At 38.4% G+C, this 2,658-nt stretch carries 4 protein-coding genes; 3 read left to right on the forward strand and 1 reads right to left on the reverse strand.

Annotation, left to right across the window (positions count from 1 at the left end; translation table 11 throughout):
• Positions 1 to 225 (reverse strand): recombinase family protein (locus PHC29_08830; GenBank protein MDD5109580.1); only part of this gene is annotated, 225 nt, incomplete at its 3' end.
• Between the two features lie 689 nt (positions 226 to 914).
• Between PHC29_08830 and PHC29_08835 the strand changes: the two genes are divergently transcribed.
• The 3 genes from PHC29_08835 to PHC29_08845 all read left to right on the forward strand — a co-directional run.
• A complete protein-coding gene (locus tag PHC29_08835) occupies positions 915 to 1,112 on the forward strand; it encodes a helix-turn-helix transcriptional regulator (GenBank protein MDD5109581.1) in 198 nt (65 codons plus the stop codon).
• 15 nt (positions 1,113 to 1,127) lie between these two features.
• Positions 1,128 to 1,940 (forward strand): hypothetical protein, encoded by an 813-nt coding sequence (locus PHC29_08840; GenBank protein MDD5109582.1) that lies wholly within the window; start codon positions 1,128 to 1,130, stop codon positions 1,938 to 1,940.
• A 17-nt stretch (positions 1,941 to 1,957) separates the two neighbouring features.
• Positions 1,958 to 2,658: serine protease (locus tag PHC29_08845; protein MDD5109583.1), on the forward strand; the 701-nt coding region annotated here is incomplete at its 3' end.

Here is a 2,658-nt window from a genome sequence, read left to right on the forward strand (position 1 = left end):
CCAAGCTACTATGCCCTCGGCTTTGCCACGTTCAAGTAGAGAGATCATTTCATTGAAGATAGGTCGGCCAGGCGCTTTGGCTGTTCGAGATTCAATAAACTCCTTAACAACCTCGAGTTTTTCTTTTGCTGCGTATTCTCTAACTTCGGTTATCTGAGCTTGAATAGAAAGAATTTGCCGATCTTCTTCATCAGTGGATTTACGAGCGTAGAGGAAGTATTCCATCTTAACGCCTCCTTGGGGGAAATTTAGAATCCGTCCTTTACATTTTGAAACCTCATATTTTTCAAAATGCAAAGGACAAAAAGATTGGTGAAAGGAATGTATTTTAAAAGAGCGCCGCCTCAATTTTTCGACGGAATGTACCTTCCGTCCTGTCCTTGAAGCAGCACCCTATCACTCTTGGTGGTCCTTACTGAATAAGGTTAGAACCTGTCTCCAGAAAGACCTGTTAATAAAATAATCTATCTTAATAGGCATCGCCGCTTGGGCGGCTCCCGTATCTCCCGTGCATCAGTCGCCCTGCCTTGGGGCAGGGCTCCTTTGGCGTTCGCTTGGCCGCTCACTTCCAGCTAATCTTTGTGCGTGTTCGGCTCGTTTGCGGCTGGCGGCTGGGTGCGGGCAGCCGCCAGCCGTTTGCGTCCAAATCAAGTATTTAAAAAAGAGCGGTTGTCCGCTATGCCGCTTTCAACACGCTAAAATCTTCCCCTGCGCGGCATTACCGAGCCTCTCGCGAATAATACTTGAGAAACGCGGGGCAAAATTTTACCAAAAGAAAACTGATATTTCAATGGGCGGAAATTGATTTGAAAAAGACTGTTTTTGTAGTAAACTAACATTAGTTATTGAGTGGTTCCTATTAATATATATTTATATATAAGATTTTATAAGTTATCATCAGGAAAGTCAAGCAAATGTTTGCCCAAAAAATAAGACAATTACGTAATAAAAAGGGTTTATCACAAGAGAAGCTAGCCCGTCTCGCCAATATTTCTTTTATTACAGTTGTTAAGATTGAATCTGGGGAATCAAAGCATCCTACAATTCAAACCATGGCGGGAATAGCAAAAGCTTTAAGTGTTTCTCTTGACGAATTAATAAAGGGAATATAGAAAAACTATAAAATCATGAAATTCACTGACACTGAAAAGGAAGTAATATTTTTAAAAGCCGCTAAGGAACTTATTGACGATATGGTCAACTATGAAATTATGGACTTGTTAGGAAATGACCCCAACTGTAATATTAGTTTTAAATCTATGACTCATCAAAAATATTTCAACATTATTCTTTTAGATTTTCTTTCTCGCTCAGATAAGAAGGTTCTTGATGAACAGCAGTCATATTCGGGAGCTATTAGAGCTATTTGCGAATCGCCGAATTTCAATAAAAACGATTCAATAAAAGGTTTAACCTTAGCAATTAAGGAATTTGTTGATTGGCTTGAGCAAGAGGCGCAAGTTGAGGTATGGTTACCCTCTATCGATACTAATATAGACTTATCAATTAAAAGAATAGAATTTATTAAAATATGTGGAAATATTTCAAAACACAATTTTTCGAGGTTATCTGGCGTTGCCAATGAGTTAATGGAAATATTCAAAAGGAATCGCAAAGAGATCGCTTTTGAAGATGCCTTATTAATTCTTGATGAATTTTATGAAAGATTCCACAATGATGTCTTAATTTATCATAGTAGTACTATTTCAGAATTTCTTAATAATATAAGGTGGGGCATCTATGCGTATCTTCAGCCTGAATTTCAACGATCTGTTGTTTATGAAGGTACTGAACACCCCCGAAAATATCACTATACCTTTCCAGCGGAAGTAAAAAATAATTTCGCAAAAAATTGTTATTGGGATTTAATGAACGATGTTCGTTCAAAGCCTTATTTTAGAAAGTTTAAAGTAAACCGTTATTTAAAAAAGAGGTATTAATGGCTTAGTGACAGAAAATGGGAAAATACCAAGATAAAACCAAAAATATACGATGGGGTTCACTTGGAAGGAAAACTGTTACGTGGCAGGTTGGACGAAGTATTTTGCCAGTAGGCATCCTGCCTTTTGAACCACTAGCCAGAGATCAGAATTATTTACCAATGATCTCTTTGAAGGAGCCAGAAGCTGAAAAATACTTAATGAATATTGTTGGTACAGCAATTCAGACAGGGGACGGAAAGCTGGTGACATGTGCTCATGTCGTTGAAGCGCTCATAGAGAATAAGTCTAAAGGATATATACTCTCACGGACTAGTAGGCCCGGCGTTCTCATTTGTATTCCATATCCTATCCAGCGAGCTTTAAGATATGTGGATCCACGTACTAATCAAGTTAATAGTTATGTTGATTTAGCGATTCTTATTTGTGCTGCAAAAAATACTAAAGAGATCCCATATGAAATACCTATTGTTCGTTTTGGTAATTCAAGTAAATTAGGAGTAGGAGACCAAGTCGTGGTTGGAGGTTATCCATATGGAAAAGAGATGTTTTTGTTCACCAAATCAAATAGAGGAACCATTCAGCCTACTTTTTATAGTGGAATTGTTAGTGCGATTCTTCCAGCCACGAATGCGCGAGAGACTCGAATTATACAAATTAGCGTTCCCAGCGCTGGCGGAATGAGTGGAGGTGCGGTTTTTGATCCAAAGACAGGCAG

The organism is Candidatus Omnitrophota bacterium (genome assembly GCA_028712255.1).
Classification (GTDB): Bacteria; Omnitrophota; Gorgyraeia; order Gygaellales; family Profunditerraquicolaceae; genus UBA6249.